Source organism: Micromonospora gifhornensis, from assembly GCF_016863515.1.
GTDB lineage: Bacteria > Actinomycetota > Actinomycetes > Mycobacteriales > Micromonosporaceae > Micromonospora > Micromonospora gifhornensis.
The window spans coordinates 39,048-64,556 of sequence record NZ_BOPA01000039.1; the positions used below are offsets into that span (position 1 = coordinate 39,048).

22 protein-coding genes are annotated in these 25,509 nt (G+C 71.8%); 9 read left to right on the top strand and 13 right to left on the bottom strand.

Going from position 1 to position 25,509, the window contains the following annotated elements; genetic code table 11:
- Positions 1-26 precede the first annotated feature (26 nt).
- The 5 genes from Vgi01_RS25120 to Vgi01_RS25140 form a co-directional block, all read right to left on the bottom strand.
- Positions 27-1,778, bottom strand: a complete 1,752-nt coding sequence (locus Vgi01_RS25120) for an ABC transporter ATP-binding protein (protein ID WP_102655775.1) — start codon at positions 1,776-1,778, stop codon at positions 27-29.
- Complete coding sequence (locus Vgi01_RS25125; RefSeq protein WP_204292688.1) at positions 1,775-3,466, bottom strand: ABC transporter ATP-binding protein; 1,692 nt, start codon at positions 3,464-3,466, stop codon at positions 1,775-1,777. Before Vgi01_RS25125 ends, Vgi01_RS25120 begins: the two co-directional genes overlap by 4 nt.
- Before the next feature lie 99 nt (positions 3,467-3,565).
- Complete coding sequence (locus Vgi01_RS25130; RefSeq protein ID WP_204292689.1) at positions 3,566-3,817, bottom strand: hypothetical protein; 252 nt, start codon at positions 3,815-3,817, stop codon at positions 3,566-3,568.
- The gene (locus Vgi01_RS25135) at positions 3,817-4,071 is read right to left on the bottom strand and encodes a DivIVA domain-containing protein (protein WP_204292690.1); all 255 of its coding nucleotides are present in this window, start codon (positions 4,069-4,071) and stop codon (positions 3,817-3,819) included. The genes Vgi01_RS25130 and Vgi01_RS25135 overlap by 1 nt, the downstream gene beginning before the upstream one ends.
- Entirely contained in the window at positions 4,068-4,322 is a 255-nt protein-coding gene (locus tag Vgi01_RS25140; protein ID WP_102655779.1) for a hypothetical protein, read from the bottom strand. The genes Vgi01_RS25135 and Vgi01_RS25140 overlap by 4 nt, the downstream gene beginning before the upstream one ends.
- Before the next feature lie 345 nt (positions 4,323-4,667).
- On the opposite strand from Vgi01_RS25140, the gene Vgi01_RS25145 reads away from it, so the two are divergent.
- Positions 4,668-4,907 carry a GntR family transcriptional regulator gene (locus Vgi01_RS25145; RefSeq protein ID WP_013734635.1) on the top strand — a complete coding sequence of 80 codons (240 nt, stop codon included), beginning with the start codon at positions 4,668-4,670 and terminating at the stop codon, positions 4,905-4,907.
- Positions 4,908-5,019: 112 nt separating this feature from the next.
- On the opposite strand, the gene Vgi01_RS25150 is transcribed toward Vgi01_RS25145, so the two are convergent.
- Positions 5,020-6,450, bottom strand: coding sequence for a thrombospondin type 3 repeat-containing protein (locus tag Vgi01_RS25150; RefSeq protein ID WP_204292691.1), 1,431 nt, complete (start codon positions 6,448-6,450; stop codon positions 5,020-5,022).
- A 175-nt stretch (positions 6,451-6,625) separates the two neighbouring features.
- On the opposite strand from Vgi01_RS25150, the gene Vgi01_RS25155 reads away from it, so the two are divergent.
- From Vgi01_RS25155 to Vgi01_RS25165, 3 genes are all read left to right on the top strand, one after another.
- Positions 6,626-8,203 (top strand): helix-turn-helix domain-containing protein, encoded by a 1,578-nt coding sequence (locus Vgi01_RS25155; RefSeq protein ID WP_204292692.1) that lies wholly within the window; start codon positions 6,626-6,628, stop codon positions 8,201-8,203.
- Between the two features lie 69 nt (positions 8,204-8,272).
- Positions 8,273-8,872, top strand: a complete 600-nt coding sequence (locus Vgi01_RS25160; protein ID WP_204292693.1) for a cysteine hydrolase family protein — start codon at positions 8,273-8,275, stop codon at positions 8,870-8,872.
- Positions 8,873-8,879: 7 nt separating this feature from the next.
- Complete coding sequence (locus tag Vgi01_RS25165; protein WP_102655879.1) at positions 8,880-9,803, top strand: GlxA family transcriptional regulator; 924 nt, start codon at positions 8,880-8,882, stop codon at positions 9,801-9,803.
- Position 9,804: 1 nt separating this feature from the next.
- Here the strand turns inward: Vgi01_RS25165 and Vgi01_RS25170 are convergent, their stop codons facing one another.
- From Vgi01_RS25170 to Vgi01_RS25180, 3 genes are all read right to left on the bottom strand, one after another.
- Entirely contained in the window at positions 9,805-10,890 is a 1,086-nt protein-coding gene (locus tag Vgi01_RS25170) for a TFIIB-type zinc ribbon-containing protein (protein ID WP_102655782.1), read from the bottom strand.
- Between the two features lie 25 nt (positions 10,891-10,915).
- Positions 10,916-12,067 (bottom strand): SPFH domain-containing protein, encoded by a 1,152-nt coding sequence (locus tag Vgi01_RS25175; protein ID WP_233196537.1) that lies wholly within the window; start codon positions 12,065-12,067, stop codon positions 10,916-10,918.
- A gap of 168 nt (positions 12,068-12,235) precedes the next feature.
- Positions 12,236-12,856, bottom strand: a complete 621-nt coding sequence (locus Vgi01_RS25180; protein WP_013734627.1) for an L-threonylcarbamoyladenylate synthase — start codon at positions 12,854-12,856, stop codon at positions 12,236-12,238.
- Positions 12,857-12,941: 85 nt separating this feature from the next.
- Here Vgi01_RS25180 and Vgi01_RS25185 point away from each other — a divergent pair, with 85 nt between their 5' ends.
- Complete coding sequence (locus Vgi01_RS25185) at positions 12,942-13,328, top strand: hypothetical protein (protein WP_013734626.1); 387 nt, start codon at positions 12,942-12,944, stop codon at positions 13,326-13,328.
- A gap of 78 nt (positions 13,329-13,406) precedes the next feature.
- Here the strand turns inward: Vgi01_RS25185 and Vgi01_RS25190 are convergent, their stop codons facing one another.
- The 3 genes from Vgi01_RS25190 to Vgi01_RS25200 all read right to left on the bottom strand — a co-directional run bounded on the left by Vgi01_RS25190 (position 13,407) and on the right by Vgi01_RS25200 (position 19,881).
- Positions 13,407-13,703, bottom strand: a complete 297-nt coding sequence (locus Vgi01_RS25190) for an amphi-Trp domain-containing protein (RefSeq protein WP_204292694.1) — start codon at positions 13,701-13,703, stop codon at positions 13,407-13,409.
- A gap of 88 nt (positions 13,704-13,791) precedes the next feature.
- Positions 13,792-15,942 (bottom strand): amylo-alpha-1,6-glucosidase, encoded by a 2,151-nt coding sequence (locus Vgi01_RS25195; RefSeq protein WP_204292695.1) that lies wholly within the window; start codon positions 15,940-15,942, stop codon positions 13,792-13,794.
- Positions 15,943-16,098: 156 nt separating this feature from the next.
- A complete protein-coding gene (locus tag Vgi01_RS25200) occupies positions 16,099-19,881 on the bottom strand; it encodes a S8 family serine peptidase (protein WP_204292696.1) in 3,783 nt (1,260 codons plus the stop codon).
- Positions 19,882-20,009: 128 nt separating this feature from the next.
- On the opposite strand from Vgi01_RS25200, the gene Vgi01_RS25205 reads away from it, so the two are divergent.
- The 3 genes from Vgi01_RS25205 to Vgi01_RS25215 all read left to right on the top strand — a co-directional run bounded on the left by Vgi01_RS25205 (position 20,010) and on the right by Vgi01_RS25215 (position 23,230).
- A complete protein-coding gene (locus tag Vgi01_RS25205) occupies positions 20,010-20,687 on the top strand; it encodes a class I SAM-dependent methyltransferase (RefSeq protein ID WP_204292697.1) in 678 nt (225 codons plus the stop codon).
- A gap of 122 nt (positions 20,688-20,809) precedes the next feature.
- The gene (locus tag Vgi01_RS25210) at positions 20,810-21,373 is read left to right on the top strand and encodes a LemA family protein (RefSeq protein ID WP_204292698.1); all 564 of its coding nucleotides are present in this window, start codon (positions 20,810-20,812) and stop codon (positions 21,371-21,373) included.
- Positions 21,374-21,400: 27 nt separating this feature from the next.
- The gene (locus tag Vgi01_RS25215; protein WP_204292699.1) at positions 21,401-23,230 is read left to right on the top strand and encodes a DUF2207 family protein; all 1,830 of its coding nucleotides are present in this window, start codon (positions 21,401-21,403) and stop codon (positions 23,228-23,230) included.
- A 6-nt stretch (positions 23,231-23,236) separates the two neighbouring features.
- Here the strand turns inward: Vgi01_RS25215 and Vgi01_RS25220 are convergent, their stop codons facing one another.
- Entirely contained in the window at positions 23,237-24,199 is a 963-nt protein-coding gene (locus tag Vgi01_RS25220) for an ArsR/SmtB family transcription factor (RefSeq protein WP_204292700.1), read from the bottom strand.
- Between the two features lie 59 nt (positions 24,200-24,258).
- Between Vgi01_RS25220 and Vgi01_RS25225 the strand changes: the two genes are divergently transcribed.
- Positions 24,259-25,479 (top strand): MFS transporter, encoded by a 1,221-nt coding sequence (locus Vgi01_RS25225; protein WP_204292701.1) that lies wholly within the window; start codon positions 24,259-24,261, stop codon positions 25,477-25,479.
- The last annotated feature ends 30 nt before the right edge of the window (positions 25,480-25,509 follow it).

A 25,509-nucleotide genomic window follows, 5' to 3' on the forward strand; every position in this document is an offset into this window, starting at 1 on the left:
CCGGCACCGCCAGGCTCCTCGTCAGGTCAGCGCCGCCAGGCCGCCCAGAGTTCGGCGTACCGGCCACCGGCGGCGACCAGGTCGTCGGGGCGACCGAGTTCGACGATCCGACCGCCGGACATCACCGCCACCCGGTCACAGGCGTGCGCCTGGGTGAGCCGGTGCGCCACCACGATGGCGGTACGACCCCGGATCACCGCCTGGCTGGCCAGTTCGAGCTGCTGGGCACCGGCGCTGCCGGCCTCCGCGCTCGCCTCGTCCAGCACCACGATCGGCGGGTCGAGCAGGACGACCCGGGCCAGCGCCAACTGCTGGGCCTGACCGGGGGTGAGCGGATGCTCGCCGTCGCCGACCCGGGTGGCCAGCCCGTCCGGCAGGGCGGTGACCCAGCCGTGCGCGCCGACCAGCCGCAACGCGGCGTGCAACTGCTCGTCGGTGGCGTGCGGGGCGGCCAGCCGCAGGTCGTCGGCGAGCGTGCCGGCGAAGACGTGCACCTCCTGGGTCACCACGCCCACGGTGCGACGCAACTCGTCCGGGCCCAGGTCGTCGATCAACCGGTCACCCAGCCACACCGCGCCGTCGGTGGCCGGGAACACCCCGCCGAGAATGGCCGCGAAGGTGGTCTTGCCGGCACCACTTTCGCCCACGATCGCCAGCGACTCACCGTCGGCGATCTCGATCGACACATCGTGCACGACCGTCGGGCCGGCGGCGTACCGGTGCGACACCGACTTGGCGGTGACCCCGGCGGGCCCCCGGGTCGGCGTCTCGGCGGTCCGCTGCGCCGGCACGTCGACCTCGGTGACACCGACCAGCCGGGCCAGCGCCGCGCCGGCCGACTGGATGTCGTTGAACGAGATCAGCAGCATGCCGAGCGGGCCGAAGAGGCGGTGGAACAACAGCGCGGCGGCGGTCACGTCACCGACACTGCTGTCCCCGGCGCGCACCAGCAGGAACCCGGTCAGCAGGACGGCGGTCAGGCCGATCGCCTCGGCGTAGTTCATCATGTTCGCGAACCAGAGGAACCCGCGTACCGCCCGCAGCCGGGCGTCGGCCGCCTCCTGGGAGGCCTGCTCGACCCGCTGGCTCTGCCGCTGTTCCATGCCGTACGCGTGCACAGTCCGGACCCCGCCGAAGGTGGTCAGCAGGCGTTGGGTGCGGACTGCGGCGGCCTGCCGTTCGGCGGCGTAGAGACGCTTGGCCGCCGGCACGAACCGGCGCAGGCTCAGCGCGTACACCGGGAAGACGACAAGGAACGCGGCGGCGATGCGCCAGTCCAGGGCGGTGAAGCCGACGAACGTGACCACGACTGTGACAAGTGCGGTGAAGACGCCGGCGGCCAACTGGATCGAGTCGGTGACCTGCTCCACGTCGTCGGTGACCCGGGAGGCGACATCCCCGGAGCCCGCGCTCTCCAGCCGGGCCGAGTCCATCCGCAGCGCGTGGTCGAGGACCTCCTCCCGCAGGTCCGCGCAGGCCCGCATGCCCCACTCGGTGACCAGCCAGCGGGCGGCACCGGTCAGCACCGCGGCGGCGAAACCCACGCCGAGGATCCAGGCCGAGGTCAGCAGCAGCGACCGGGTGGTACCGCCGGCCACCACCAGATCGACGAGCCGACCGAGCAGCAACGGTACGACGACCGCGGCGGCGCTGGCCGCCAGCGAAGCCGCGATCGAGGCCCAGCCGAACATCGGGTGGCGGCGCAGCGCCCGCCAGAAGGTGGCCAGGGCGGCCCGGCCGGTGGCGACGGGCAGCATCGCCGACGTCGGGCCGCTCATCGCAGCACCACCTCGGCGTACGCGGACCGGGCGAGCAGGTCCCGGTGCCGCCCGACGGCCGCCACCCGACCGGCGTGCACGAAGACGACCCGGTCGCAGCGGTCGAGCAGCGGGGCGCTTGTGGTGACCAGGACGGTGGCCCGCTCACCGTCGGCACGGTAGACGCGTACCCCGTCGGCGATGGCGTGTTCGGTGACCGCGTCGACCGCCGTGGTCGGATCGCGCAGCACGGTGACCGGCCGGTCGGCGAGCAGCGCCCGGGCCAGGGCGATGCGCTGCCGCTGACCGCCGGAGAGGTCCAGCCCACGGTCGAGCAACTCCCGGTCCAGCCCGGCGTCGCCGTCGGTGAGCACGTCCACGCTGGCGGCGGCCATGCCCCGGCGCAGCGCGTCGTCGTCGTGCTCGTCGCCGGTCTGCAGCACCTCGCGCAACGTGCTGCCGAACAGGTCCACCGCGTGCGGTTCGACCAGGACGACCCGGCGCAGCGTGGCGACGTCGAGGTCGGCCACCGGCGTACCGGCCAGCGTCACCTCGCCTCGCTCGGGTGGCCGCGCCCCGGCCAGCAGGTCGGTGATGGCGTCGGCGGTACGGGTCTGCTCGGTGACCACACCGAGCAGCTCCCCGGGACGCACGGTGAGGCTGACGCCGTCCAGTCCGGGGGCGTGCACCTCGTCGAGGACGAGCGGGCCGGGCCGCGCCACCGTGTCACCGGACCCGGCCTGTTCGGATGCGGCGAGCACCTCGGCCACCCGGGCCGCGCTGGCCCGGGCGGTCGCCAGCCGGAAGACGCAGTCGGCCAGGTTGAGCACCGGGTCGCTGATGAAGGTCGCCAGTCCGACGATGGTGATGAGCTCACCGACGGTGATCCGCCCCTGGAGGGCGAACCAGCCGGCGAGCGCGGCGACCACCGTGACCAGCAGGCCGGTGGTGAACGTCGACACACCGACGAAGGTCGCGCCGGCCCGCACCGCGCCGACGTTGGCCCGCAGCGAGGTACGGCTGGCCGCCCGGTAGCGGCGGGCCGCCTCGTCGACGCCACCGAACCCGCGCAGCGGCCGAAGCCCGCGCAGCAGGTCGGAAGCGGTCGCCGCGGCCCGGCCGATGGCCTGCTGCTGTGCGGAGGTGTGCCGTTCCACCACCGGCCCGAGCGCGTGGAGCCCGAGCACCAGCAGCGGCACACCCACCACCAGCCCGAGCCCGAGCGACCAGTCGATGCGCAGCAGCACCACCGTCGCCACCGTCAGGCCGAGGAACGCGGAGATCATCCGGCTGCCCAGCTCCAGCAGTTCGGCGGCGGCCTGGGTGTCGGAGGTGGCGATCGACAGCAGTTCGCCGTTCTGCCGGTTGGTCCGGATGCCCCGCCCGGTGAGCACCCGCCGGACCACCTGCATGCGCAGGTCGTGCGACTCTCGCACCACTGCCTTGGACAGGAACCAGAACCCGAACCGCCAGCCCATGGTGAGCGCCAGGAACAGCGCGAAGATCCCCACCACCGACCAGACCATCGCCGAGGTCGACCCGGTCCCCACCGCCTGGTCGATGACCAGACCGATGGCCACCGGGACGAGCGCCTCACAGACCTGGTGCAGCGACCAGAAACCGGCACACAGCGCCGTGTCGCGGCGCTGCCGCCGGAACATCCCACCGATCAGCCGGCCGGTCGGCACCGCCGCAGGGGTCTTCGTCATCCTGGCCTCACTTCTGAAGTTAGGCCAGGCTAACTTGTCGCCTGTCCGGCTGAGCGGCCGGATCGTGCTGACGTGGCCACAGCCGGGGTTGTTCGGACGCTACTGCGCCGTGGTGGCGCAGGGTCCGTCGTGCTGATCGCGGCGTTGGCAGCGGCCGGGTCCGTCGCCCCGGGCGTCACACCACACGCGGGTACGCAGGAACTGCTTGTCCTCTTCGCTGAGGGTGGTCTCGCCGAAGTCGACGACGGTGATGTGGCCGAGCGAGTCACGTAACGCGACCGCCAGGTCGACAGCCTCGTCCAGGCTGGTCAGCGTGGTCGGGAGGTGGATGATCCAGCGTGGTGCGCTCATCACCGCCCGCCCTGCGGGTGATCTGTCGGGTGGCGGCAGGCGTTGTGCCGGGACTGCCACTGCCGCAACGCCTGCCGGATCCGTTCGGCCTCGGTGTTGGCGGTGACCACCTCCCGCTGCAACCGCGCCATTTCGTCGGCCACCCGACCGAGCAGTGCCTCGACCTGCCCCGGGTCCCATCCCCGCCAGCGACGGTCGAACGTGGCGGCCCGTACCTGATGCGGATGCAGTTGCTCCCCGGACAGGTAGATCATCGCCGGGGCGCTTCCTGCTCGGCGATCAGCAACCGCACCTGCCGGTCGGTCAGGCCACGCTGGTCCACCACCCGCTGCCCCCACCGGTGCAGCCGACACGGATGCGGCGCCCGGTCGTTACGGCACCGCAGCCCTTCCGGCCACTGCTCCGCGGCATGCACACTCAACGCCCTGACGGCGAAGCCGACATCCTCGGCAGTCACGTACGGCGGCAACGGCAACTCGCCGAGCACCTCATCGATCGAATCCATGTCCCTCCCTGAATAGCGGCACCGAGACGGGCGGGGACGCCGTACGCCGCTCGGGTCGACGCCGCCGGAGCCCAGCACCCGCCCCGGGCCTGCCTGCTTCCCGCCACTACCGGACCTGGTCGCGGATCGTGCGGGCGTTTGGACGCCGGAGCAGCGACTGAGCGGGAGCCTGGGGTCACTCCGCTGATCAGGGGGATGCTGCTCCGACGCAGGAGTCACCACAGTGCCTAGCTGGGTGTTTCCTCATCTCCGCACCTTACCGGCATTACTGGTAAAGTCAACGTTGCCCTTGAAGTTCTCCCGGCTGGCGTGATCAGATGTGTGGGCCTAGCTGGGAGTCCTTGCATGCCCACACCACGGAAGTTCGAACCGCACTACCGGCGGATCATTGCCGACATCCGAGCACGCGTCGCGTCGGGAGAGTGGCCACCAGGCCACAAGCTGCCGTCGACGAAGGCGCTCGCCGAGATGTACGGCGTCAACAGTCAGACGACCGTCCGCCAGGCTGTCACCATCCTGATCGAGACCGGCGAACTCTACGGTCACCAGGGGCTTGGCGTCTTCGTGGCGGAGCAGGAAACGTGAGCGCCACATGTTCAGCCGAGGGCTGCCTGAGCGTGGCCACCCATAGCAACGCCCCGACAGGCCAGCGCCCGTCCGGTCACTGACCGGACGGGCGGCGTCGGAGAAGGCTCGGTCAGCAGAGCCCGTTGCACCCGCCGCCGTTCGGCGGTGGCCCGTTGAGCCACGGCTGGGGCAGGCCGGGCACGTGCTCCGGCTGTGCCGAGGTGATGCGCGGCTCGGAGAAGACCGAGTTGTACGCGTTGGCGGTGTCGTCGACGTAGATGATGCCGGTCAGCTTGTTCTCCGGGATGGTGCCGTCGGCGTACGTCGGCGTCCAGTTGCGTACCGGCGTGATGTTCGTGCCGACGATCCGGGTGAACCCGTCGCTGCCGGTGAGGATCGACACGACATCGCTCGTGTAGTCCGGGTTGACGTAGCCGTGGTCGTTCTCCGTGCCGTCACCGCCGTCGTCGCCGTGGTCACCCCCATCGTCGTGGCCACCGCCGGAGTCGTTGTCGTCGGAGTCGTAGTACATGTTGATGCCGTCGTCGCAGCTGCCGCTCGCGTCGCAGGTGGTGATGGTCTGGCTGCCGGTGCTGTGCGTCGAGTCGGTGAAGATGACCGACTCCATATGGATGGTGCCGAGCTCCTTGCCGTCCTCGTCGTAGACGTGGTAGATCGTCTCCAGCCAGCTGTCCAGCTTCCCGTCCTTCGAGTGGGACTTCGACGTGCTCTCGCTGACCAGACGTCCGTGCACGTCCCAGACCCAGGTGTGCTCCTCGATGTAGACGCCACCGTCTTCGCCACGTTCCTCGTACTGGTGCAGGACGGTGTCGCCGCGTGAGCCGTCGGCGTTGAAGTACTCCTGCACCGAACCACCCGGCACCAGGTCCACGACGCCGCGCGATCCGTCGGCGTAGTGCAGCTGGTAGTCGAAGTCGTCGAACCAGCCGCCCTTCTCGGTCTTCACGATGCCGCCGTGCGCGACGGGACTGCGCCCCGTCACGCCGGGCTGGTACTCGACGAAGTGCGAGTCGAACGGAGTCAGCAGGCTGCCGCTCAGCGGGTCACCGACGGACTGCGAGATCCGGCCGCGGCCGATCGCGACACCGTCACGCTGCACCGACAGCTTCAACTCGTCGAACCGCTTGAGGTCGATGCCCAGCCGGCTGTAGGCGTCCTTGCGGACCGGCAGCGCGAAGACACCGAGGGTCGGCAGGTTTGTGGTCGTCTCCCTGAGCTTCAGGATCTCCTCGGGGAACGCGATGAAGCTGCCGCGACCGTACGCGAAGGACGGCAACTTGTTGACCGAGGCCACCTCGACGACCACCGGGAGGCTCGGCGTGCTGTGCGGGTCGTGCGGATCGGTGCCGGCGGCCACCTCGTCGGCGTCGCTGACACCGTCGGCGTCGCTGTCGACGACCCGCCAGGACAGGTAGCAGCCGGTCGGGTCGCAGAGCCGGGCGTACGACAGGCGCGGCCGCTCCGACGGCTTGTCGGCGGCGGCGGGGGTGCTGATGGCGACAAGTGCCATGGACATGGCGAACAGGGGAGCGACGATCATCGCCACTCTCATTCGGTTACGGACTGTCATGATTCGTACGGTCACACCTGCCCGACGCGGCGCAGACCGTTGAGTCGGTAACCAGTCGATCCACCGTCGACCCGGGCGAAACCCTAGCTAGGGTGTGCCTGCTACACCCGCCCGACGAACTACACCCGCCCGACGAAGGACGGACGTGGACATCGATCAGCATTCCCACGGTCTCCAGGAGCGCCAGGAGCAGGAGCCCCAGGAGGAGGCCGACCGGCTGCTGGCCGCGGCCGACCGTGCTGGTGACCGGGTGACCGCCGCCCGTCTGGTCGCGGAGGCGTTCCTCGCGGTGTCCCGTACCGCCGACCCGGCCGGCCTGCCCCCGATGGTGCGGCGACTGGCGGTCCTGCGCGCCCGGGCGGCGACCCCGCCAGCCGGTCTGCCCGTCCAGGCGTCGACCCCGCAGGCCGGGACGCGCAGCCGCGAGGTGGCCGCCCGGCAGCGCGAGATCGAGTTCCTCCACCACGCCATCGCCGCCGCGGTCGGCGCCCGCACCGGCCGCCGACTCGCCCGGCGCGGGCCCGCCACCCCGCCTGGCCCGGCCCACCCCGACGAGGCACTGCGCCTGTTCGCCGCCGCCGGGCTGCACCACGATCCGCTGTACGTCGAGTGCGCCATGATCGCGACGCTGAGCGCCCAGCGTCCCGACCAGATCAGACCGCTCTTCGCCCAGGTGGTCGAGCCGTGGCTGACCGACGACCGGATCGACGCGGCCCGCCGTACGCGGTTGACCACCATGCTCGGCATGGGCGAGGCGTGGTCCGGTGACCTGTTGCGCGGCCGGACCACGCTGCGCCGGGCGCACGGGTACGCCGTCGCCGCCGGCCGCCTCGACCTGGAGGCCGAGATCGCCTCCTGGCTGGCCAAGTGCGAGGCGCTCTGCGGTGACCTGGCGCTGGCCCGGCGTCGGCTCGCCGAGGCGCGGGTGCTGGCCGCCCGATCCGGCTCCGCCTGGGTGGGGTCGCACATCGCCGAGTGCGCCGCCGCGCTGCACCTGGCCAGCGGTGACGTCGACGCCTGGGTGGGAGTGGTGGGCCGGCTCGTCGGCTCGGCCGTCGGGGCCAACTCGGGTCTGGTCTTCGAGCACCGCTGCGAGTTGGCCACCTACCACGCGCTGCGCGGTGATGCCGCCACCGCGCAGGCGGTCGTCGCCGCCATCGAGGATCCGCCACTGGACTGGCCCGGTGCGCCGGCGCTGCCGGCCTGGCGGGCGTGGATCGTCGACCCTCAGAACCCGGCGACGATGGCCTGGCTCGAACGCTCCCTCGTCGGCCTCAACCGGCCCGTGGAACGGCTGTCGCGTGCCCGGCTGGCCTGGTTGCTCGGCGGATGGCATGCCCGCTGTGGACGGCGCGCCGACGCGATCCGGTTGCTGGAACTGGCCAGCAGCGAGTACGCGGCGACCGGTGCGGCCGGCCTGCTCGCCCGCGTCGCCGTCGACCTCGCCTCGGTGGCCGAACGGGCCATTGCCACCGGCGCGCCACCGGGTGGCCGGTCCGGCCAGATACCGGCGTCGGCCACCGGATCATCGGCACCTGTCGAGGCCGCGCTGACCACCACCGAGCGCCGGGTCGCCGCCGCCGTCGCCGAGGGACTCAGCAACCAGGAGGTCGCCGCGCGGCTGTCGGTGTCGATCAAGACGGTCGAGTTCCACCTGCGCAACGCCTACCGCAAACTCGGCGTACGCAAGCGCACCGAACTCGTCAGGTACCTGCTGCGCTGACCGGATCGTTCCGCAGCGGTGCTCGATCGTGGCTGGTGCGCCCCGACCGGGGACGGTCAGGATGAACGCATGACCGCAGCACTCGTCGTGATCGACGTACAGGAGTCCTTCCGCCAGCGCCCCACCTGGACGGCCTGCTCGCAACCGGACATCGTCGGTCAGGTAAACCGGCTGGTCGATGCCGCCCGCAGCCGAGGTGACCTGGTCGTCTGGGTGCTGCACTCCGAGCCGCACAGCGGTGACGTCTTCGACCCGGCGCGCGGCTTCGTCCGACTGATCGACGGGTTGCAGCCCGCCGAGGGCGAGCCGGTGCTGACCAAGTACGTGCACAACGCCTTCACCACGACCCGACTCCAGCACCTGCTCACCGTCCACGGTGTCCAGGAGGTCACCGTCTGCGGCATCCGTACCGAGCAGTGCTGCGAGACCACCGCCCGGCTCGCCGCCGACCTCGGCTACCAGGTCACCTTCGTCGTCGACGCGACCGCCACCATGCCGATCGAGCACCCGGACGCCCCCGCAGGCCGGACGATCGCCGAGATCCTCGCCGATCCGCGTACCCTCGGCACCGACGAGATCATCGAGCGCACCGTGTACGCACTGTCGGGCCGGTTCGCCACCATCCGTACCGTCGACGAGGTGACCACCCCGGTCGGCGCCGACCGCTGAGGTGCACGTGGGCCGGGTCGTCTTCCTGCTGCTTCCGCAGCTGCACCTGCTGGATCTGGCCGGTCCGGCGCAGGTCTTCTCCGCGGCGGCCGACTCCGGGCTCGACTACCGGCAGTCCTTCGTCGCGGAGAGCAGTGAGGTGGTGAGCGCACAGGGGCTGCCGGTGCGCGCCGAAGTCGACTGGCCCGACCTGGACCCGGCCGACCTGGTCGTCGTCCCCGGCTGGCGGTCACCCGCCTCCCGTGCCGAGCCGGCGCAGCCCGCCACGCTGCGCCGGCTCGTCGCGCACCACGCGGCGGGCGGCACCGTGGTCAGCGTCTGCGGTGGCGCCTACCTGCTGGGTCGCGCCGGGCTGCTGGCCGGTCGCCGGTGCACCACCCACCACGAACTCCAGGACGAGTTGGCCCGCCGGTATCCGGCGGCCACCGTGCTCAACGACCGGCTGTACGTCGTCGACGACCGGGTGGCCACCTCGGCCGGCATCGCCAGCGGCATCGACCTCGCGCTGCACCTGATGGCCGTCCGGCACGGGCCGGCGTTGGCCGCCCGGATTGCCCGGGAGATGGTCGTGTACGCCCGGCGCAACGGACACGAGCGGCAGGACAGCGCGATGCTGCGCTACCGCTCGCACCTCAGCGACGTGGTGCACCGCGTCCAGGACGTGATCGACGAACGGTTCACCGAAGCATTGCCGCTGGGGGAGTTGGCCGGTGTGGCCCGGGTGAGCGAGCGCACCCTGACCCGCCTCTTCGACGCGTCCACCGGCCTGACCCCGCTGCGGTACCAGCAGTTGCTGCGGGTCGAGCGGGCCGAGCACCTCATCGGTCACGGCGTCGCCGTGGAGGCCGCGGCCCGGGCGGTCGGGTTCACCGACGCCCGGATGCTCCGGCGGCTGCGGGCCCGCGCCCGCTCGACCCACTCCGTCGGTTGACCTATCGCGACATGAAGAACACGATCATCGCGATCACCGCCAGCGCGGCCAGCACCGCCGCAGCGATCTTGGCCTTGCTGTACGGCCGCTCGCCGATGACCTCACCGGTACGGGCGTTCACCAGCACCTGGTACGACCGCCCGGCGTGCAGGTACGCGGCGATCCACACCGGCAGCAGGAGCAGCTTGTACGTCACGTCCGAGTAGCTGGTGTCCACCGCGTCGACCTGCTGCTCGTCGCCACCGATGTCCGAGCGGCAGTCCCGCTCGATCACCGGCGCCATCCGGGCCTTCGCCTCCACCAGGCCGGCCTCCGGCTCGGTGTCGTAGCGCAACGCGTGGTACCCGGCCAGGTAGTCCTGCTCGTACGGGACCGCCTCGTTGAGCGGCCACGGGGCCAACTCGTCGAGCTTGTTCGTCGGCAGGTGCGTGGTGGCGGGCACCAGCACGTCGTCGAAGTCCCGGCGCACCGTGCCGCTGGCCGAGTGCCACCGGGTGTGCCGGACCTGCCGGGTGCGGGTCTCCGTCTTGCCGTCCACCGTCACCGTGTACGTCTCGGTGACGTAGTAGTGCTCGCCGCGCTTGCCCCGGTAGTCGGAGACGGTCCGCGCGTCGAACGTCCAGTGCGGCAGGTAGGTGCCCTTGAGCGTCTCCGCCTCGCTGACCTTCTTCAGGCTGCTCGGGGCGAACCAGCGGCTGCGGCACCAGGTGCTCAGCGCGGTGCGCACCCCGTTGCGGTCCACCGTGAACGGCAGCACCGCCTCCGGGGCGATCAGCTCGTCGGCCGCCTGCTGCGGCACCAGCGGGGTGGCGCAGAACTGGCACCGCTCGGCCAGCGCCGCACTCTCGGTCGAGGCACCACAGCCCGGACACCGGTAGACGTACGCGCCCACGGCGGCGGCCGGCTTGCGGGCCAGGGTGGCCAACCCGTCGAAGGAGTGCTCGCGCACCTCCCGGGTGGCGGCGGCGATCTGCTGCTGGTGCCCGCAGTAGGGGCACCGCAGGGCGGTGGTGCCGGGCGCGTGCTCCACCCGGGCGCCGCAACCCCCGCAGCCGTACGACGGCGGCGAGACAGCGGTCTCACTCATCGGTGTACCCTCCCGATCCCGATGGTCACAGCGGCGGCAGCGGCGGCGGGACGCTCGCCAGCACGGACGCCAGCTCCGGCACCTGCCCGGCCGGCTGCCACTGCGCCATGCCGGCCCGCCAGACCAGGGTGTCCGGGCCGAACCCGCCCGCACCTGCCCGCGCAGCCAGCGCACCGATGTCGAACGGGCCCTGGCGCTCGCCACCGACACCGACGAACCACTGCGCCTGGCCCGGCAGCGGCGGCGGCTCGGCACCACCCGGCGCGGCGGCCGCCGGTGCGGCGTACGGTGCGGCAGCCTGCGGTGCGGCGGCCGGCGGCGCGGTGCTCTCGCCGGACATGGCCCGGGCCATCTGCTGACCCAACGCCATGCCCATGCCCATGCCGACGCCGGCACCGGCCTCGCCACCCGGGTTGTTCGCCGCCGCCTCCAGCGCGGTGGCCGCCTGGTACCGGGTGAACCGGTCCAGGTCGCCGACCGCACCCATCTCGGTGCGCTTGTCCAGCGCCCGCTCCACCTCCGGCGGCACGGAGACGTTCTCGATGACGAACTTCGGAATCGCGATGCCGACCTCGGCGAGTTCCTCGGTCAGCGCGCCGGCCAGCTGCCGGCCGATCGCGTCCTGGTGGGCGGCCAGGTCCAGCAGCGGCACCCCGGCCCGGGCCAGCGCGCCGCCGAGCCGGCCCACGATGAGCTGGCGCAGGTACTCCTGCACCTCCTCGGTGCGGAACTGCGGGTCGGTGCCGACCAGCTCCTTCAGCAGCCGCTGGGCGTCCACCACCCGGGCCGCGTACGCGCCGAACGCCCGCACCCGGACCACCCCGAACTCGGGGTCGCGCAGGATCACCGGGTTCTGGGTGCCCCACTTCATCTCGGTGAACTGGCGGGTGTTGACGAAGTACACCTCGGCCTTGAACGGCGAGTTGAAGCCGTACTTCCAGCCCTTGAGGGTGGACAGGATCGGCATGTTGCGGGTTTCGAGGGTGTGGGTACCCGGCAGGTAGACGTCGGCGACCTGGCCCTCGTTGACGAACACCGCCGTCTGGGACTCCCGGACGACGAGCTTGGCGCCCATCTTGATCTCGTTCTGGAAGCGGGGGAACCGCCAGACGATCGTGTCCCGGCTGTCGTCCAGCCATTCGATGATGTCTACGAACTCGCCCCGAAGGCGGTCCATGAGCCCCATCGTGCCCCTCCACTACCGAGATCAACTGTGTGGCGGCGACGATAGCAACCCTGCGCCAGCTGCGGTTCCACCTGCCGTCTCGGTACGGGGGCCCGCTCGATGGAACCGGGGGCCGCTGATCGGGGGCGAAGATCATCAGGTACCCTCGCCGCGCCACGGTCAGGCGAACCGTTCCGGGTCGCCCGCGCCGACCCGGACGATCTCCGGTTCGCCCTCGGAGAAGTCGACCACCGTGGTCGGCTCGGTGCCGCAGTCACCCGCGTCGACCACCGCGTCGACGGCGTGGTCGAGGCGTTCCTTGATCTCCCAACCCTGGGTCAGCGGCTCGTCGTCGCCGGGCAGCAGCAGCGTGCTCGACAGCAGGGGCTCGCCCAGCTCGTCGAGGAGTGCCCGGGTGACGGGGTGGTCGGGGATGCGTACGCCGACGGTGCGCTTACGGGGGTGCAGCAGTCGGCGCGGCACCTCCTTGGTGGCCGGGAGAATGAACGTGTACTGGCCCGGGGTGGCCGCCTTCACCGCGCGGAAGACCGCGTTGTCCAGCTGCACGAACTGGCCGAGCTGGGCGAAGTCCCGGCAGACCAGGGTGAAGTGGTGGCCGCTGTCCAGGTGACGTATCTCCCGGATGCGGTCCATGCCGTCCTTGTTGCCGAGTTGGCTGCCGAGGGCGAAGCAGGAGTCCGTCGGGTAGGCGATCAGCCCGTCGCGGCGCAGGAGGTCGACGACCTGCCCGATGATGCGCGGCTGCGGATTGTCCGGGTGCACGTCGAAATACCTGGCCATGACCGGAAGCTTAGAGCGCACCCGGGCTGTCGCCTTGCCGACAGTGCCGCCCGGCGGTAAGGGGTCGACGCCCATCGTTGTCTGTATGAGCGCGCGTGGCTACCCGGACGTGCTCCGGTACCCCGTCATGCCCACCCCGGTACGCATCACTGTGCTCGTCTTCGGGCTGCTGTCGCTGCTGTTCGCCCTGGCCACGGTCCATCGCCTGCTCACCGAGGGCGGCTCGCTGGGCGCGGCGGTCTTCTTCGCCGCGATGACGGCCGCCTGCCTGCTGGTGACCACCGCCCTGGCCACCCGCCGGACCTGGGCGCCCTTTCCGGCGTACGCCCTGGCGGGTCTGCTGGCCGCGGCCTCGCTGGGCCTGTTCGGCGCCATCACCTGCGTCGGGGTCGCCCTGCTGGCCTGGGTGCTCTGGGCGCTGAACACCCGGGCCTCCCGCGACTGGTTCGGTCGCCGACACCGACTGCGCTGACGTCCGCCGCAGTACGTGTTAAGAGGGGGCCCCTGTACTACGCCAGGCGTTAACAAGGGGCCCTTCCTTACCTGCGGGCTACTCGGCGGCGGTCGTCGGCTCCTCGTTCGCGCTGTCGGCCTCGGCAGCCTTCTCGGCGACCGGCTCCGCAGCGGGGGTGGCCTTCGGGTTGGTCCAGGAGAACTCGATCTCGACCGAGTACTCGTCCTTGCCCTCCTGCTCGATCTCCAGCTCGCAGTTCACCTGGTCGGCCACTGCGAGGGTGCCGGCCGCACCGTAGAAGATCTGCCCGGTCTCCAGCTGGTTCGCCACCTGCCGCAGCCAGGCCGCCAGATCCGCCCGCGACACGGTGCGCTCGTCCTCGTAGATATCCATGCCGACATGCTGGCATTGCCCGCTGCGACCGTGTCGGCAGGGGGGCCGGGAGATGTCGAGCGCCTCAGCGGCGCCGGCGGCGGGTGGCTCAGCGGTGCTGGCGGCGGGTGGCGATCGCCTGGCGGGTGGGGCGGCGGACCACGGCGATCCGGTCGCCCCGGGTGCGGATCGAGGTGCGGCCACCCCGTCGACGGCGGACGGTCAGGTCGACCGTGTACCCGCCGACACGTACCCCCTCCAGCACCAGGTCGGGTAGCCAGGCGGGCAGGTGCGGGTCGACGAAGATGGTCCGCAACGGCGCGGCGGGACGCAGCGCCAGCAGGGCCTGGATCAACGCGATCACCGCACTGGCCGACCACGCCTGCGGCGAGCAGGCGCTCGGATAGACGCCGGGGTGGGGATGGGCGTCGTCGCGGGGCAGCCCGCTGAGCACCTCCGGCAGGCGGTGCTCGGCGAACAGGGCGGACGCCGCGAACATGCCCTCGGCGAGTCGGTGCAGATGCTCCCAGCAGCCGTACCGGGCCAGCCCGAGACCGATGGTGCCCGCCTCGACCGGCCAGACGCTGCCCCGGTGGTAGCTGAACGGGTTGTACGCCGGATGCGCGGCGGACAGGGTCCGCACCCCCCACCCGCTGAACATGTCCGGCGCGAGCAGCCGGTCCGCGACCAGGGGCGCGATCCGCGGCGGCACGATCCCGGTGGCCAGCAGGTGCCCGTCGTTGGAGTTGACCGACCGGACCGGCCGTTTGTCCGGTCCCAGCGCCATCGCGTAACAGCCCTGATCGGGCAGCCAGAAGGCGCGGTGGAAACGGCGGCGCAGGGCGGCCGCCCGGCGGGCCAGGCGGGCGGCGACGAGGGGATGACCGGCCACGGCGTACGTCCCGGCCGCGTGCCGCAGCGCGGCATACCAGTACGCCTGGACCTCGCTGGTGGCGATCGGGTTCGGCACCACCTGCCCGTGTTCGTCGACGATGGCGGTGTCCGAGTCCTTCCAGCCCTGGTTCTTCAGGCCGCCCCGGGACCGGCGGTGGTACTCCAGGAAACCGTCACCGTCGCGGTCGCCGTACGTGTCGATCCAGTCCAGGGCACGCTCGGCGGTCGGCAGCAGTTCCCGTACCGTGTCGAGATCCCCGGTCCAGGCGTAGTACTGGCCGAGGAAGACCAGGAAGTCCGGCGCGGTCGACCAATCGCCGTGGTAGTGAGCGAACGGATCGACATTGAGCTCCGACAGCGGTCCCCGGCGCGCCTCGTGCAGCGGTTTGCCGGGCTCCTCGTCGCGCCAGTCGTCGATGCGCCGACCGAAGTGCCGGGCGTTGAGCCGGAGGCTGTCCGCGAGCATCGTCGGCCCGGCGAGCATGGCCTGCCAGGACGCCGTCATCGTGTCCCGGCCGAAGATCTCCTGGTAGATGGGCAGCCCGGCGATCGGCGCGGTGGGGCCGGCCGGTTCGCCGAGCGGGAGCCCGGCCAGATCCTCGCGGGCACACCGCCACGCCGCGGTGACGTCGAAGTTGGTGCTGGTCAGCCGGGCCAGTTCGGCGGTGAGTCGGCGGCGTGCCGAGCCGGCGGTGTCGCCCGGCTCGGCGAAGCTCGGCGCGGGCGCGGCGAGTCGCTGACCGTCGAAGATCGGCTCGACGGCCAGGTCGATCCGGTCGACTCCGCCCGGCGGCAGCGTCACGTCGATGTCGAACCCGCCGTCGACGTACCGGATCGGGCCCGACGCCCGGACCCGGATCGCCACCGCCCGGTCCAGCCCGTCACACCGGTAGCTCAGCAGCAACTCCTGCCCGGCGGGATCCCACCGGGCCTCGACCGTGCCGGACTGGATGCGGCGACCGCTCTCCGCCTCGCTGGTGTCGGCGAAGTCGGCGTCGAGCCGAATCCGCAGCCGCAGGTCCAGGCGCCGCTCGGCGTAGCTGAACAGGGTCAGCCGGGTACGCAGGCCCGCCGCCACGAACCGCTCGACGGCCAGGTACGCCGCCCGCGACGGCAGCACCTCACCGTCACCGAGTTCGGCGTAGGACAACTGGGCGTGCCCCTGCACGGTCGCCGTACTGAACGGCACCGGCTCCCGACCGTCGACGGTGATCCGCTCGGCGCTGAGCACCCGGGTGTTGCGGGCGAAGAAGCCCTGCGCGCCGACACCGGTGATGCGCCCGCGCACGTCCGTGACCAGGGTGCTCCAGCCGCTGGCCACGTAGAGCAGGTCCGGGCGTACGCGCAGGTTCCGCACGCGACTCATTCCGGCCCCCTGACCTGCGGTACGACGCCACGCGAACGGCTGGTGGGTGCCGTCGGTCGGCGCTTGTTACCCCACCGGGCCGGACGTACACCGGCACCGCAGATCAGGAACAGGTCAGGACCGGCGCCCAGCGGGCGCCGGCCCCGACACGACCGGTCAGCGCAGGCCGAAGGCGCGGACGACGGTCTGGGTGACGCCACCGCCGTTGCGCTGGGCGGCGGTGACCCGGATGGACACGAATTCAGCCCGCTGCGGGGCAGCCAGGGCGGCCCGCCAGTCGCCCTTCTTCTCCTTCAGGTCCTGCCGCTGCCAGGTGACCCCGTCGTCGTACGAGATCTCCAGCTTGACCGAGGAGACCGCGTCCGTGACGGCAGTGCCACCGACCACCACCGGGGTGATGGTGACGTCGCTCCTGCGCTTCGCGCGACCCTCGTCGTCCACCTCCGTGCGGTAGTCCAGTTGAACAAGCGCAACGGACTGAATGTCCGGTGCCGCCCCGGAACTGAAGCGCCACTCGGTGTGCGTGGTGGTCGAGTACGGGCTGAACGCAGGGTCACCCGTCGTCTCGACGACCAGCCGGTACGGCAGTCTCTCCGGAGGAAGCTCACCGGCGAAGAAGTTCGGCCAGCCATTGATCTCGGACCGTTTCCGCTCGCCCTGGTAAAGCGTGATCTTCTGCGGTAGGGCGGCCCCACCGTCGTGGGCGGATCCGGCATCACCGAACCCCTGGATCGTGGCGGACATCCAGTCGCCGCCGCGGGCCAGGATGTTGTTGGTGAGCAGGCGTGGCCGGGTGATCGGCCCGAACCACCGGTCCTGCTGCACGCTGCCCGGCCGGTAGGTGATCTCCTCCGTCTGTGACACCGTCCAGTCGCTGATGTCGGCGTACTGCTGCCACCTGATTCCCGGGCCGGCGGAGACCCAGTCGGTACGCGGTCCGGGGGCGACCGGTCTGGTGGCCAGCGGGCGGCCGAAGGACCACTCGTACGGTGGGAAGTCCCGCCGCATCTCGGTCATCTTCTTGCCGGCGGGTGGCCGAGCGAAATGGAGATCGATCCGGGCGAGATCGCGGGGGCCGGTCCGGGCCGACGGATCCTGCGGGACCCCACCGACGTGGAAGTCGACCAGGTCGTACACGTACCTCGGCGAAGGGTGCGCCTCGACGGTCAGCGTCGTCCGCTGCCTGCCGGCGGCGGTGATCTTCCTGATCAGGGCTTCGCCCTCGTCCAGGTTGACCGAGGCGACCGGGACGGGCCCGGTGCTCACCCCGTCGGGGTCGCCGTACCAGTCACTGCGGCGACCGCTGCGGTCGTTGACGACGAGCAGCAGCGCCGCACCGGCGGCCTGTGCCGCCGCCACCTGGTCGGTGGCCGCCACGGCGTCACTGGCGCGGACCACCACGGCTCGGCCCCGGGCGGACAGACCGGCGTAGTCGGCCTTGCGGCCGGCTCCGGCGAAGACCGCGTCCAGCCGCGAGGTGCCCTCGGGCAGCGGCCGGGATCCCGGCTGGACGACAGGGTCACTGAGGCGCTGACCGGGGTAGCTGACCGCCAGCGGGGTCTGCTCGGCCCGGAACCGGGTGGTGAACACGAAGCTGCCCCTGCTCGGCGTGCCCCTGGTCGGCAGGGCCCAGAGGCTGTCGTAGGCGGCACCGGGCAGGATCGCGCGTCGCAGGGCGCTCCAGTCGCCGGGTGCCGGCTCGCGCTGGGTGAACGAACGGTAGATGTCGACCCGGCTGCTGGCGACGATCGTCGGTCTGGCGGTCGCCACCTTCACCTGGCGTGCCTGCGAGGCGTCGAGGTCGACGACCCGGTCGGTGCTCAGGTCGACCTCGGGCACGGTCAGCACCGCCAGCCCGAGGGAGTGCGGCCCGTGCAGACCCTCCACCTCCACCTGTGCGAGCACCGTGTACGAGCCGGGCGCCCACCGACTGGTGAGCTTCCCGTCGGGAACCCACATCACGGTGGAGACGCCGTCGGCGTCGACGATCTCGACCTCGCCGCTGTACGGCCGGCCGGCACGGTCCTTCAGGTGGATGGTGAGGTTGCGCTTCTCCGGCTCCACCGAGACCCCGACCGCGGTGTGCACCTCTCCGGCGGCGTGGCGGGCGATGACCTGGGCGCTGTACCGGCCGGCGGCGAGCCCTTGCGGCTCCACCACCACGTCGACAGTGGAGCTTGCCCCCGCCGGCACGGTGACCCGCTTCGGAGCGACGGTGAACGTCCGGGCGGGGGAGAGGCCGGCATCGACGGAGAGCTCCAACGTCACCGGGGATCTCGTGGTGTTGGTGTAGGTGACGGCCCGGGTGATCGGCTGCCGTCGCGTACCGGGCGACCAGCGGACCAGCCCCGCGTCCACCGAGCCGGTCGCGACAACCTGGTCCTGGTGGTAGGCGGCAGCGACGTTCACCCGACCGGTCCCGGCCTGGTAGGCGCTGTAGGCGGGAGTGCGTGTGCTGGTGCCCATCAACGCGTCCTTGATCTGCTGCCGGCTCCACTCCGGGTGTTTCTGCGCCAGCAGGACGGCGGCCCCGGCGACGTGCGGCGCCGCCATGGAGGTGCCGCTGTCCAGCCGGTAGTAGCCCTCGTCCCAGTACATGTGCTGGGAGCGTGCGGCCAGCACGTCCACACCGGGAGCCGAGATGTCGGGCTTGAGGCCGTCATCGATCATCCGGGGGCCGGCGCTGGAGAAGACGGCGAGCCGGTCCGCTGCGTCGACGGCACCGACGGTGAGCGCGGCGTCCGCCGTACCCGGTGCACTGAGAGCGTACGGATCCTGCCCGCTGTTGCCGGCGGAGACGACGAACAGCGCCCCGGTCTCAGCGCTGAGTCGGTTCACCGCCTGGCTCAGCGGATCGTCCTGAGTACGCCAGACGTTCACCCCCAGACTCATGTTGATCACGCGGGCCTTCTCGGTCCGGGCCGCCCACTCCATGCCGGCGATGACTCCGGAGGCCGACCCGCTGCCGTTGTCGCCCAGGACCTTGCCGACCACCAGGTCAGCGCCGGAGGCGACACCCCGCTCGACACCGCCGGAGGCGGCGCCGGTTCCGGCGAGGATGGAGGCGGTGTGGGTGCCGTGCCCGGACTGGTCGACGATGTCGTCGCCGGGAATGAAGCTCCGGGACGCGACGACGCGGTCCGCCAGGTCCGGGTGGCTCGGGTCGTACCCGGAGTCGAGGACCGCCACGCGGATGCCGCTGCCGCTGCTCCCGGTCGCCCACACGGCGGGGGCGCCGATCTGGGCGGTGGTGTCGGCCAGGGCGGCCTTCGCCTTGCTGTCGAGCCACACCGCGTCGATGCCGGCGCCGAAGCTCGGCGCACCACCGGCTTGCGGTGTGCCGGCGCTGCGGCCGGTCGCCGACGGGCCGCTGGACCGGTCGTCGGCGGTGAGGGCCGACCAGAAGGCGGCGACCTCCGACCGGCGGGCCCGGACCGCTTCACCGTTGACGGAGGAGAGCATCAGCGTGCTGTCCACGCCCGGCAACGCGGTCCCGGCACGCCGGGTCGCCGATCCTTGCGTACGGGTGAGGATCAGCGGAAGCGCGTCGGTGTGCGCATCGTCGTACCCCTGGGCGATCAGTTGGGTGACGTTGAAGAGCTGCTTGTCGAGCCGCCCGGTGGCGATGTGGGCCATCGCCTCGCCGGGGTAGACGTACGTGTCCCGACCCTCGGTGCTGATCTGCACCGGGCCGGTGGCGCCCGGCGCACGTTCCACATCCACAGTGGGGGGTGCTGCGCCGGCTCCCGGAGTCACCGTCACCGTGTCACCGGTGATCAGCGTGACAGTGGCGGGGTCGGGTGACGTTCCGCCGCCGTGGGCCGCCCCCGGCGGCGTCGGCGGTACCGCGGCGCTGTGCGCCGCAACCGGGGTGAGCAGGGCGGCGACCAGGGTGACGCCCAGGGATGCCGCGAATCTTCGGGTGAAAGACAGCCGCACGTTACCTCCATGATCGATGGATGTCGGCAGCTGATCATTCGTCGAAGTCTGGCAAAGGTCGGTTGTGTAACGTTTCGGCCATTGATGCAGGGGTGACACCGCCCGGCGGGCACGAGGAGGTAGTGAGCATGGGAGATGCCCGTACCCCGGCGCAGGGTGGGACGGGAGTCTCGCACCCGATCTTCGCCCGGCTCTACAGCCGGTTCAGTGCGCAGCTCGACCGGGCCGGTGTCGCCGAGCATCGCCGGGCCCTGGCCGCCGGCCTGGCCGGGCGGGTCGTCGAGGTGGGTGCCGGCAATGGTCGGATGTTCGCGCACTACCCGCCCGAGGTGACCGAGGTGGTCGCCGTCGAGCCGGAACCCCGGCTGCGGGCCGCGGCCGTCGCGGCGGCGCGCAGCGCCCCGGTCCCGGTGACAGTCGTCGACGGCCTCGCCGACGCCCTGCCCGGCGACGACGGTGAGTTCGACGCGGCGGCGCTGGCGCTTGTGCTCTGCACCGTGCCCGACCAGGCGGCCGCGCTCGGTGAACTGCGCCGGGTGCTGCGTCCCGGCGCGGAGCTGCGCTTCTTCGAACACGTCGCCGCACCACCGGCCACCGGGCTACGTCGCGTTCAGCGACTGGTGGACGCGACCGTCTGGCCGCTGCTGATGGGCGGTTGTCACACCGGCCGCGACACCGCTGCGGCGATCACCGCCGCCGGCTTCGTCGTCGAGGAGTTGCGCCGGTTCCACTTCCCCGAGACCGGCCCGGTGGGACCGGCCACCCCGCACATCCGGGGACGGGCCCGCAACCCGGGACCGCGATGAGTCGCCGCCACGGCCACCGCTGTGCGGGCGGGACAACCGTTCGCCTGATTGCGCCCCGTGACTAGGCTGCTCATGCTCGGGCCAGTGCTGCCGGGGGGTGGGGGATGGGCAGAGGAATCCTGATGAGCATCGCCGGCGGCGTGTTCTGCCTGCTGGCGGTGCTCGTGCTCGGTTGGGTGCTGGTCGCGTACAACCGGCTGGTCCGTCAGCGCAACCAGGTGCAGGCCTCCTGGGCGCAGATCGACGTGCAGCTCAAACGCCGCTACGACCTGATCCCCAACCTGGTGGAGACCGTCCGGGGCTACGCGACACATGAGAACGCCGCCCTGACCGGGGTGATCGCCGCCCGCAGCGGCGCGATCGCCGCGGCCGGTGCCCCTGCGGTGGTCCACCGGGCGGCGGCGGAGAACACCCTCACCCAGGCCCTCGGGCGACTGTTCGCCGTCGCCGAGGCGTACCCGGAGCTGAAGGCCAACCAGAACTTCGCGTCCCTGCAGGGCGAGCTGGCCCGCACCGAAGACAAGATCGCCTACGCCCGGCAGTTCTACAACAGCGCGGTGTTGACCTTCAACACGACAGTCCAGTCCATACCCACCAACCTGGTCGCGAACCTCGGCGGGTTCCGGACGACGGAATACTTCCAGGCCGACGGCACGGAACGCGCCGCCGTCCAGGTCCGGTACTGACGGCGGCAGCACACGAGGGAGGCCGGGTTGTTCGTCGATCTCGCGGTGAGCGCGGTGGCGCTGGTCGGCTGGTTCGCGGTGTACGGTGCCGTCCGGTTCGCCACCCGACCGGCCAGCCCGACACCGGCACCGGCCACCATGGAGCTCGGCGACGAGCCACCGGCCCTGGTCAACATGCTGGCCAACCGGTGGACGGTCACCGAGGACGCGGCCGAGGCGACCCTGCTCGATCTCGCGGCCCGTGGCTTCGTCGAGCTGCGCCAGCCCGGCGACGACCCGATGCAGACCACCCTGCACCTGCCCGCCTCGCCGCCGGACGAGTCCGGGCTGCGTCCGTACGAGCGCAGGGTGCTCCACCGGGTGCGGGGTCTGGTCGCCGGTGGGGCGCTGCCGCTGACCGCCCTGACCTTCCGCGACCAGGGCCAGGCCAGGGCGTGGAACAGGCGGTTCCGCGCGGAGGTGGTCGACCACGCGCGGGAGGCCGGGTTGTCCCGGCGACGCTTCGGCCCGAACGTGACCGTGCTGCTGTCCGCCGCCGCCCTGGCCGCCGGGGTGTTCGTCTGGCTCGCCGTCACCAACTACGGACTGTCGCATCCGGCGGGGGGCACTCGGGGACTGGCCGCCGGGTTCTTCACCTTCGCCGTGCTGTCCACGCTCGCCGCGGCGACGCCGGGCGAGCGGGACACCTCCCGGGGGGCCGAGGTGGCGGCGCGGTGGCTGGGGGTGCGGGACTGGCTGCGGGGGCATGAGCAGTTCGCCGAACTGCCCCCGGCCTCGGTGGCGATCTGGGACCGGTACCTCGGCTACGGCGCGGCCCTGGGCACCACCCACCTGACCAGCGCGGTCCTTGACCTGGGCATGGGTGACCGGAAGCTGGTCTGGTCGTCGTACGGGGGCACCTGGCACCGGGTGCGGGTCCGCTATCCCCAGGGGGCCCACCACGGTCGCACCCTGCCGGGACTGCTGCTCAGAGCGGTGCTCCTCGGCGGGCCGGCGGTCTTCATGCTGAAACTCTTCGGCCCGGTGGCCGATCCGACCCCGACCAGCGACTATCCGGGCGCCGGGATCTTCCCCATGGTCCTCTTCGGCCTGGTCGTGGTGGCGGGGCTGATGCTGACCCGGGCCGTCTACACGGTGGTACGCGCGGTGGTGGACATGTTCACCGAACGCACCATCACCGGCGAGGTGCTCTGGGTGCAGGTGTGGAAGTCGACCTCCCGCGGGAAGAACATGCCGTCCCGGCCCTGGCTGTACCACCTGGCGGTGGACGACGGCAGCGGCGATCGGACCACCGCCTGGGGGCTGCCGAGTCAGTGGGCCGGAGACTGCCACGACGGGGACACCGTGACCATCCGGGTACGCCCCTGGTCGCGACGGGTGGTCGCGTTCGCGGTGGTGGGCCACGGTCGGTCCCGGAACCTGGCCGAACCGGTCACCCACCCCAGCGAGATGTCGGCCGCGACCGGTGCCGGATCGCCCGCGTACCTGATCACCCCGGAGGAGATCGGCCAGGCGCTGGGCCTGGCGGTGCACGCCCCCGAGGCGGTCGACCTGCCCGGCCCGTTCACCGGGGTGCAGTTCCGGGCAGCCGGCGACGGCCAGCCGGTGCTGACCATCCAGGCGGTCTCCGGTACGGCGGCACAGTGGATCTGGCAGCTCAACACCCGAGGTCAGGAACTGCCCGGAGTGGGCGACGGGGCGTACCTGCTCGGCGAACGGGCCGTGCTGCGCCTCGGTGACCGTACGCTGCTGGTGACCCTGCTCGGTGCCGCCCGATCCAGGACGGCCAGCCTGCCGTGGCTGCTGACCCAGGCCGCCACCCGGGCCTCGGCGGACCGGCCTGAGACCACCGGCTGAGCGGGGTCATTCGGCGGCCATCGGCCCACAGAGGATCGCTCCGCGCGGGGTCTGCCAGTAGAGCACCTCCCGGCCGGAACGACGCTTGGTCACCAGACCCGAGTCGAGCAGCACCCGCAGGTGGTCGCCGACCGCCCCCAGGGACAGCCCGGTGACCGAGGCCAACTGCGAGGTGCTCAGCGGGCTGGTCAGCCGGACGAGGATGGCCGCCCGATTCGCGCCGATCAGCCGATCCAGTCCGTCCGGCACCGGTGGGGCGGTCTCGGCGAGGATGCCGCTGGCGGGATAGACCATGCCGAAGCGGGTCGGCTGGTCCCACAGCACCCAGCCACGCGCGCAGTGGGCCGGCACGAACACCAGATGTTCGGCCCGGTCCAGCGGCAGCGGTGCCGCCGGGTAGTCGTTCACCCGCAGCCAGCCGTCGCCCAACCACCGCATCTCGGGGTCGAAGCCGGCGACGGCACCCGCCCAACCCTCGGCGCTCAACCGCGCGGTGCGGGCCACGATGTCGGCCAGCAGCCGCCGCCTGCGCTCCGGCCACTCCGGCTGCACCGTGTGCGTCCAGACCCAGTCCAGCAGGAACACCACCTGCTCGGTCAGCCCGTCGGCGCACAGCACGTCGGGTAACTGGCCCGGCCGGCACACCAGCAGGTCGGCGCGGACCTGCGCGTCGCCGCGCCCGGCGACGACCGCCAACTCCTCGGCGAAGCTGGGCGCGGCCGTCGCGGGCGCGAGGGTGAGGAAATCCGCCGTCCACCGTGGTTGGAAGGCCGCCGCCAGCAACGCCCGCACCGCCGGCCGCCGCGCCACCATCTGCTGGTACGCCCCGAGGTACGGGCGTCGCCAGGCGTGCTGCCAGGGGCGACGTGGGCTGTGCAGGGCCCGTAGCGCGGCGACGGTGTCGGTCATCGGCGACACGACGAACCGGCTGCGCGCCAGCAGGTCCACCGGCACCCGCCAGATCGACATGTTTCGCCTCCAGCCGTAACTCTACGTCGTACGCCTCGACGGCCACGAGGATCGATCCGGTGAGGACGTACTCGGAGCTGTTCACCGTTGCCGAATTCCGCAATCTCTTCCTGGCCAACTGCGCCGGTATCGCCGCCCACACCACCTCGGCGCTGGCGCTGGGCTCATTGACCTACGCCACGACCGGCTCCGCCCTGCTCACCGCGTTGAGCATGTTCGGTGCGCCGCTGGCGGGTGTGCTCGGCAGCCTGACCCTGCTCTCGGCTGCGGACAGCCTGCCGCCACGTCGGGCGTTGAGCCTCGCCGCACTTGTCGCACTCGTGGGCGGCGCGCTCCAGGCGGTGCCCGGTCTGCCCTTGTGGGCGCGGTTCGCGGTCATCCTGATCGTCGCGTACGTCGGGTCGATCACCGGCGGTGCCCGATGGGCGTTGATCAACGACATCCTGCCGGCCGGCGGGTACGTGCTGGGTCGCTCGGCGATGAACGTGAGCGTCGGCGTCATGCAGATCGCCGGGTTCGGGGCCGGTGGGCTGCTGTTGGTGTGGCTGGACCCGTACCAGGTCTTCGGGGTGGCCGTCGCGCTGCGGGCGGTGGCGCTCGCGGTGACCCGGTTCGGGCTGCGGGAGCGGGCGGCCCGGTCGGCGGCGACCGCGTCGACGCGCCGCACCCTGCGGATCAACCGACAGTTGTGGCGGGAGCCGGGCTGCCGGTCGCTCTACCTCAACCTGTGGCTGCCCAGCGGTCTGGTGGTCGGCTGCGAGGCGTTGTTCCTGCCGTACGCGGGGGAGCGGGCCGGGTTCCTCTTCGCCGCCGGTGCGCTCGGCATGCTCACCGGTGACGTGCTGGTCGGGCGGTTCCTCTCGCCGGCCGCGCGGGACCGCTGGGTGCTGCCGCTGCGGCTGCTGCTGCCCGTGCCGTACCTGGTGTTCCTGGTCGGTCCGGGGTTGCCGCTGGCGATGCTCGTCGCCCTGGTCGCCTCGGTGGGTTTCGCGGCCTCGTTGCCGTTGCAGGAGCGGCTGATCGCCCGCGCGCCCGCCGAGGCACATGGCCAGGTCCTCGGCCTGCACCACAACGGCATGATGACCGGCCAGGCGGTCTGCGCGGCCCTGGCCGGGTTGCTGGCCGACGTGCTGGCGACGCACTGGGCGGTGGCGCTGCTGGCCGGGCTCTCCCTGACCACGACGGCGCTGCTCACCCCGGGTCTGGCCGGCACCCGACCGGCCCCGGTCACCGGGTCGGCCGGGAACCGGACGGCGGTCGCAGGGCGTCGAGGCCCATGAGTGTCTTGACTTTTGCCATCTATGCAAAAA

Excerpts from the sequence above, each read along its gene's own strand:
- Vgi01_RS25190 (WP_204292694.1), bottom strand. The coding sequence starts at position 13,703 with ATGGATATCTACGAGGACGAGCGCACCGTGTCGCGGGCGGATCTGGCG.
- Vgi01_RS25170 (WP_102655782.1), bottom strand. The coding sequence starts at position 10,890 with ATGAGTGAGACCGCTGTCTCGCCGCCGTCGTACGGCTGCGGGGGTTGC.
- Vgi01_RS25220 (WP_204292700.1), bottom strand. The coding sequence starts at position 24,199 with ATGTCGATCTGGCGGGTGCCGGTGGACCTGCTGGCGCGCAGCCGGTTC.
- Vgi01_RS25195 (WP_204292695.1), bottom strand. The coding sequence starts at position 15,942 with ATGAGTCGCGTGCGGAACCTGCGCGTACGCCCGGACCTGCTCTACGTG.
- Vgi01_RS25130 (WP_204292689.1), bottom strand. The coding sequence starts at position 3,817 with ATGAGCGCACCACGCTGGATCATCCACCTCCCGACCACGCTGACCAGC.
- Vgi01_RS25145 (WP_013734635.1), top strand. The coding sequence starts at position 4,668 with ATGCCCACACCACGGAAGTTCGAACCGCACTACCGGCGGATCATTGCC.
- Vgi01_RS25205 (WP_204292697.1), top strand. The coding sequence starts at position 20,010 with ATGGGAGATGCCCGTACCCCGGCGCAGGGTGGGACGGGAGTCTCGCAC.
- Vgi01_RS25135 (WP_204292690.1), bottom strand. The coding sequence starts at position 4,071 with ATGATCTACCTGTCCGGGGAGCAACTGCATCCGCATCAGGTACGGGCC.
- Vgi01_RS25150 (WP_204292691.1), bottom strand. The coding sequence starts at position 6,450 with ATGATCGTCGCTCCCCTGTTCGCCATGTCCATGGCACTTGTCGCCATC.
- Vgi01_RS25210 (WP_204292698.1), top strand. The coding sequence starts at position 20,810 with ATGAGCATCGCCGGCGGCGTGTTCTGCCTGCTGGCGGTGCTCGTGCTC.
- Vgi01_RS25160 (WP_204292693.1), top strand. The coding sequence starts at position 8,273 with ATGACCGCAGCACTCGTCGTGATCGACGTACAGGAGTCCTTCCGCCAG.
- Vgi01_RS25180 (WP_013734627.1), bottom strand. The coding sequence starts at position 12,856 with ATGGCCAGGTATTTCGACGTGCACCCGGACAATCCGCAGCCGCGCATC.
- Vgi01_RS25125 (WP_204292688.1), bottom strand. The coding sequence starts at position 3,466 with ATGACGAAGACCCCTGCGGCGGTGCCGACCGGCCGGCTGATCGGTGGG.
- Vgi01_RS25120 (WP_102655775.1), bottom strand. The coding sequence starts at position 1,778 with ATGAGCGGCCCGACGTCGGCGATGCTGCCCGTCGCCACCGGCCGGGCC.
- Vgi01_RS25140 (WP_102655779.1), bottom strand. The coding sequence starts at position 4,322 with ATGGATTCGATCGATGAGGTGCTCGGCGAGTTGCCGTTGCCGCCGTAC.
- Vgi01_RS25175 (WP_233196537.1), bottom strand. The coding sequence starts at position 12,067 with ATGGACCGCCTTCGGGGCGAGTTCGTAGACATCATCGAATGGCTGGAC.
- Vgi01_RS25185 (WP_013734626.1), top strand. The coding sequence starts at position 12,942 with ATGAGCGCGCGTGGCTACCCGGACGTGCTCCGGTACCCCGTCATGCCC.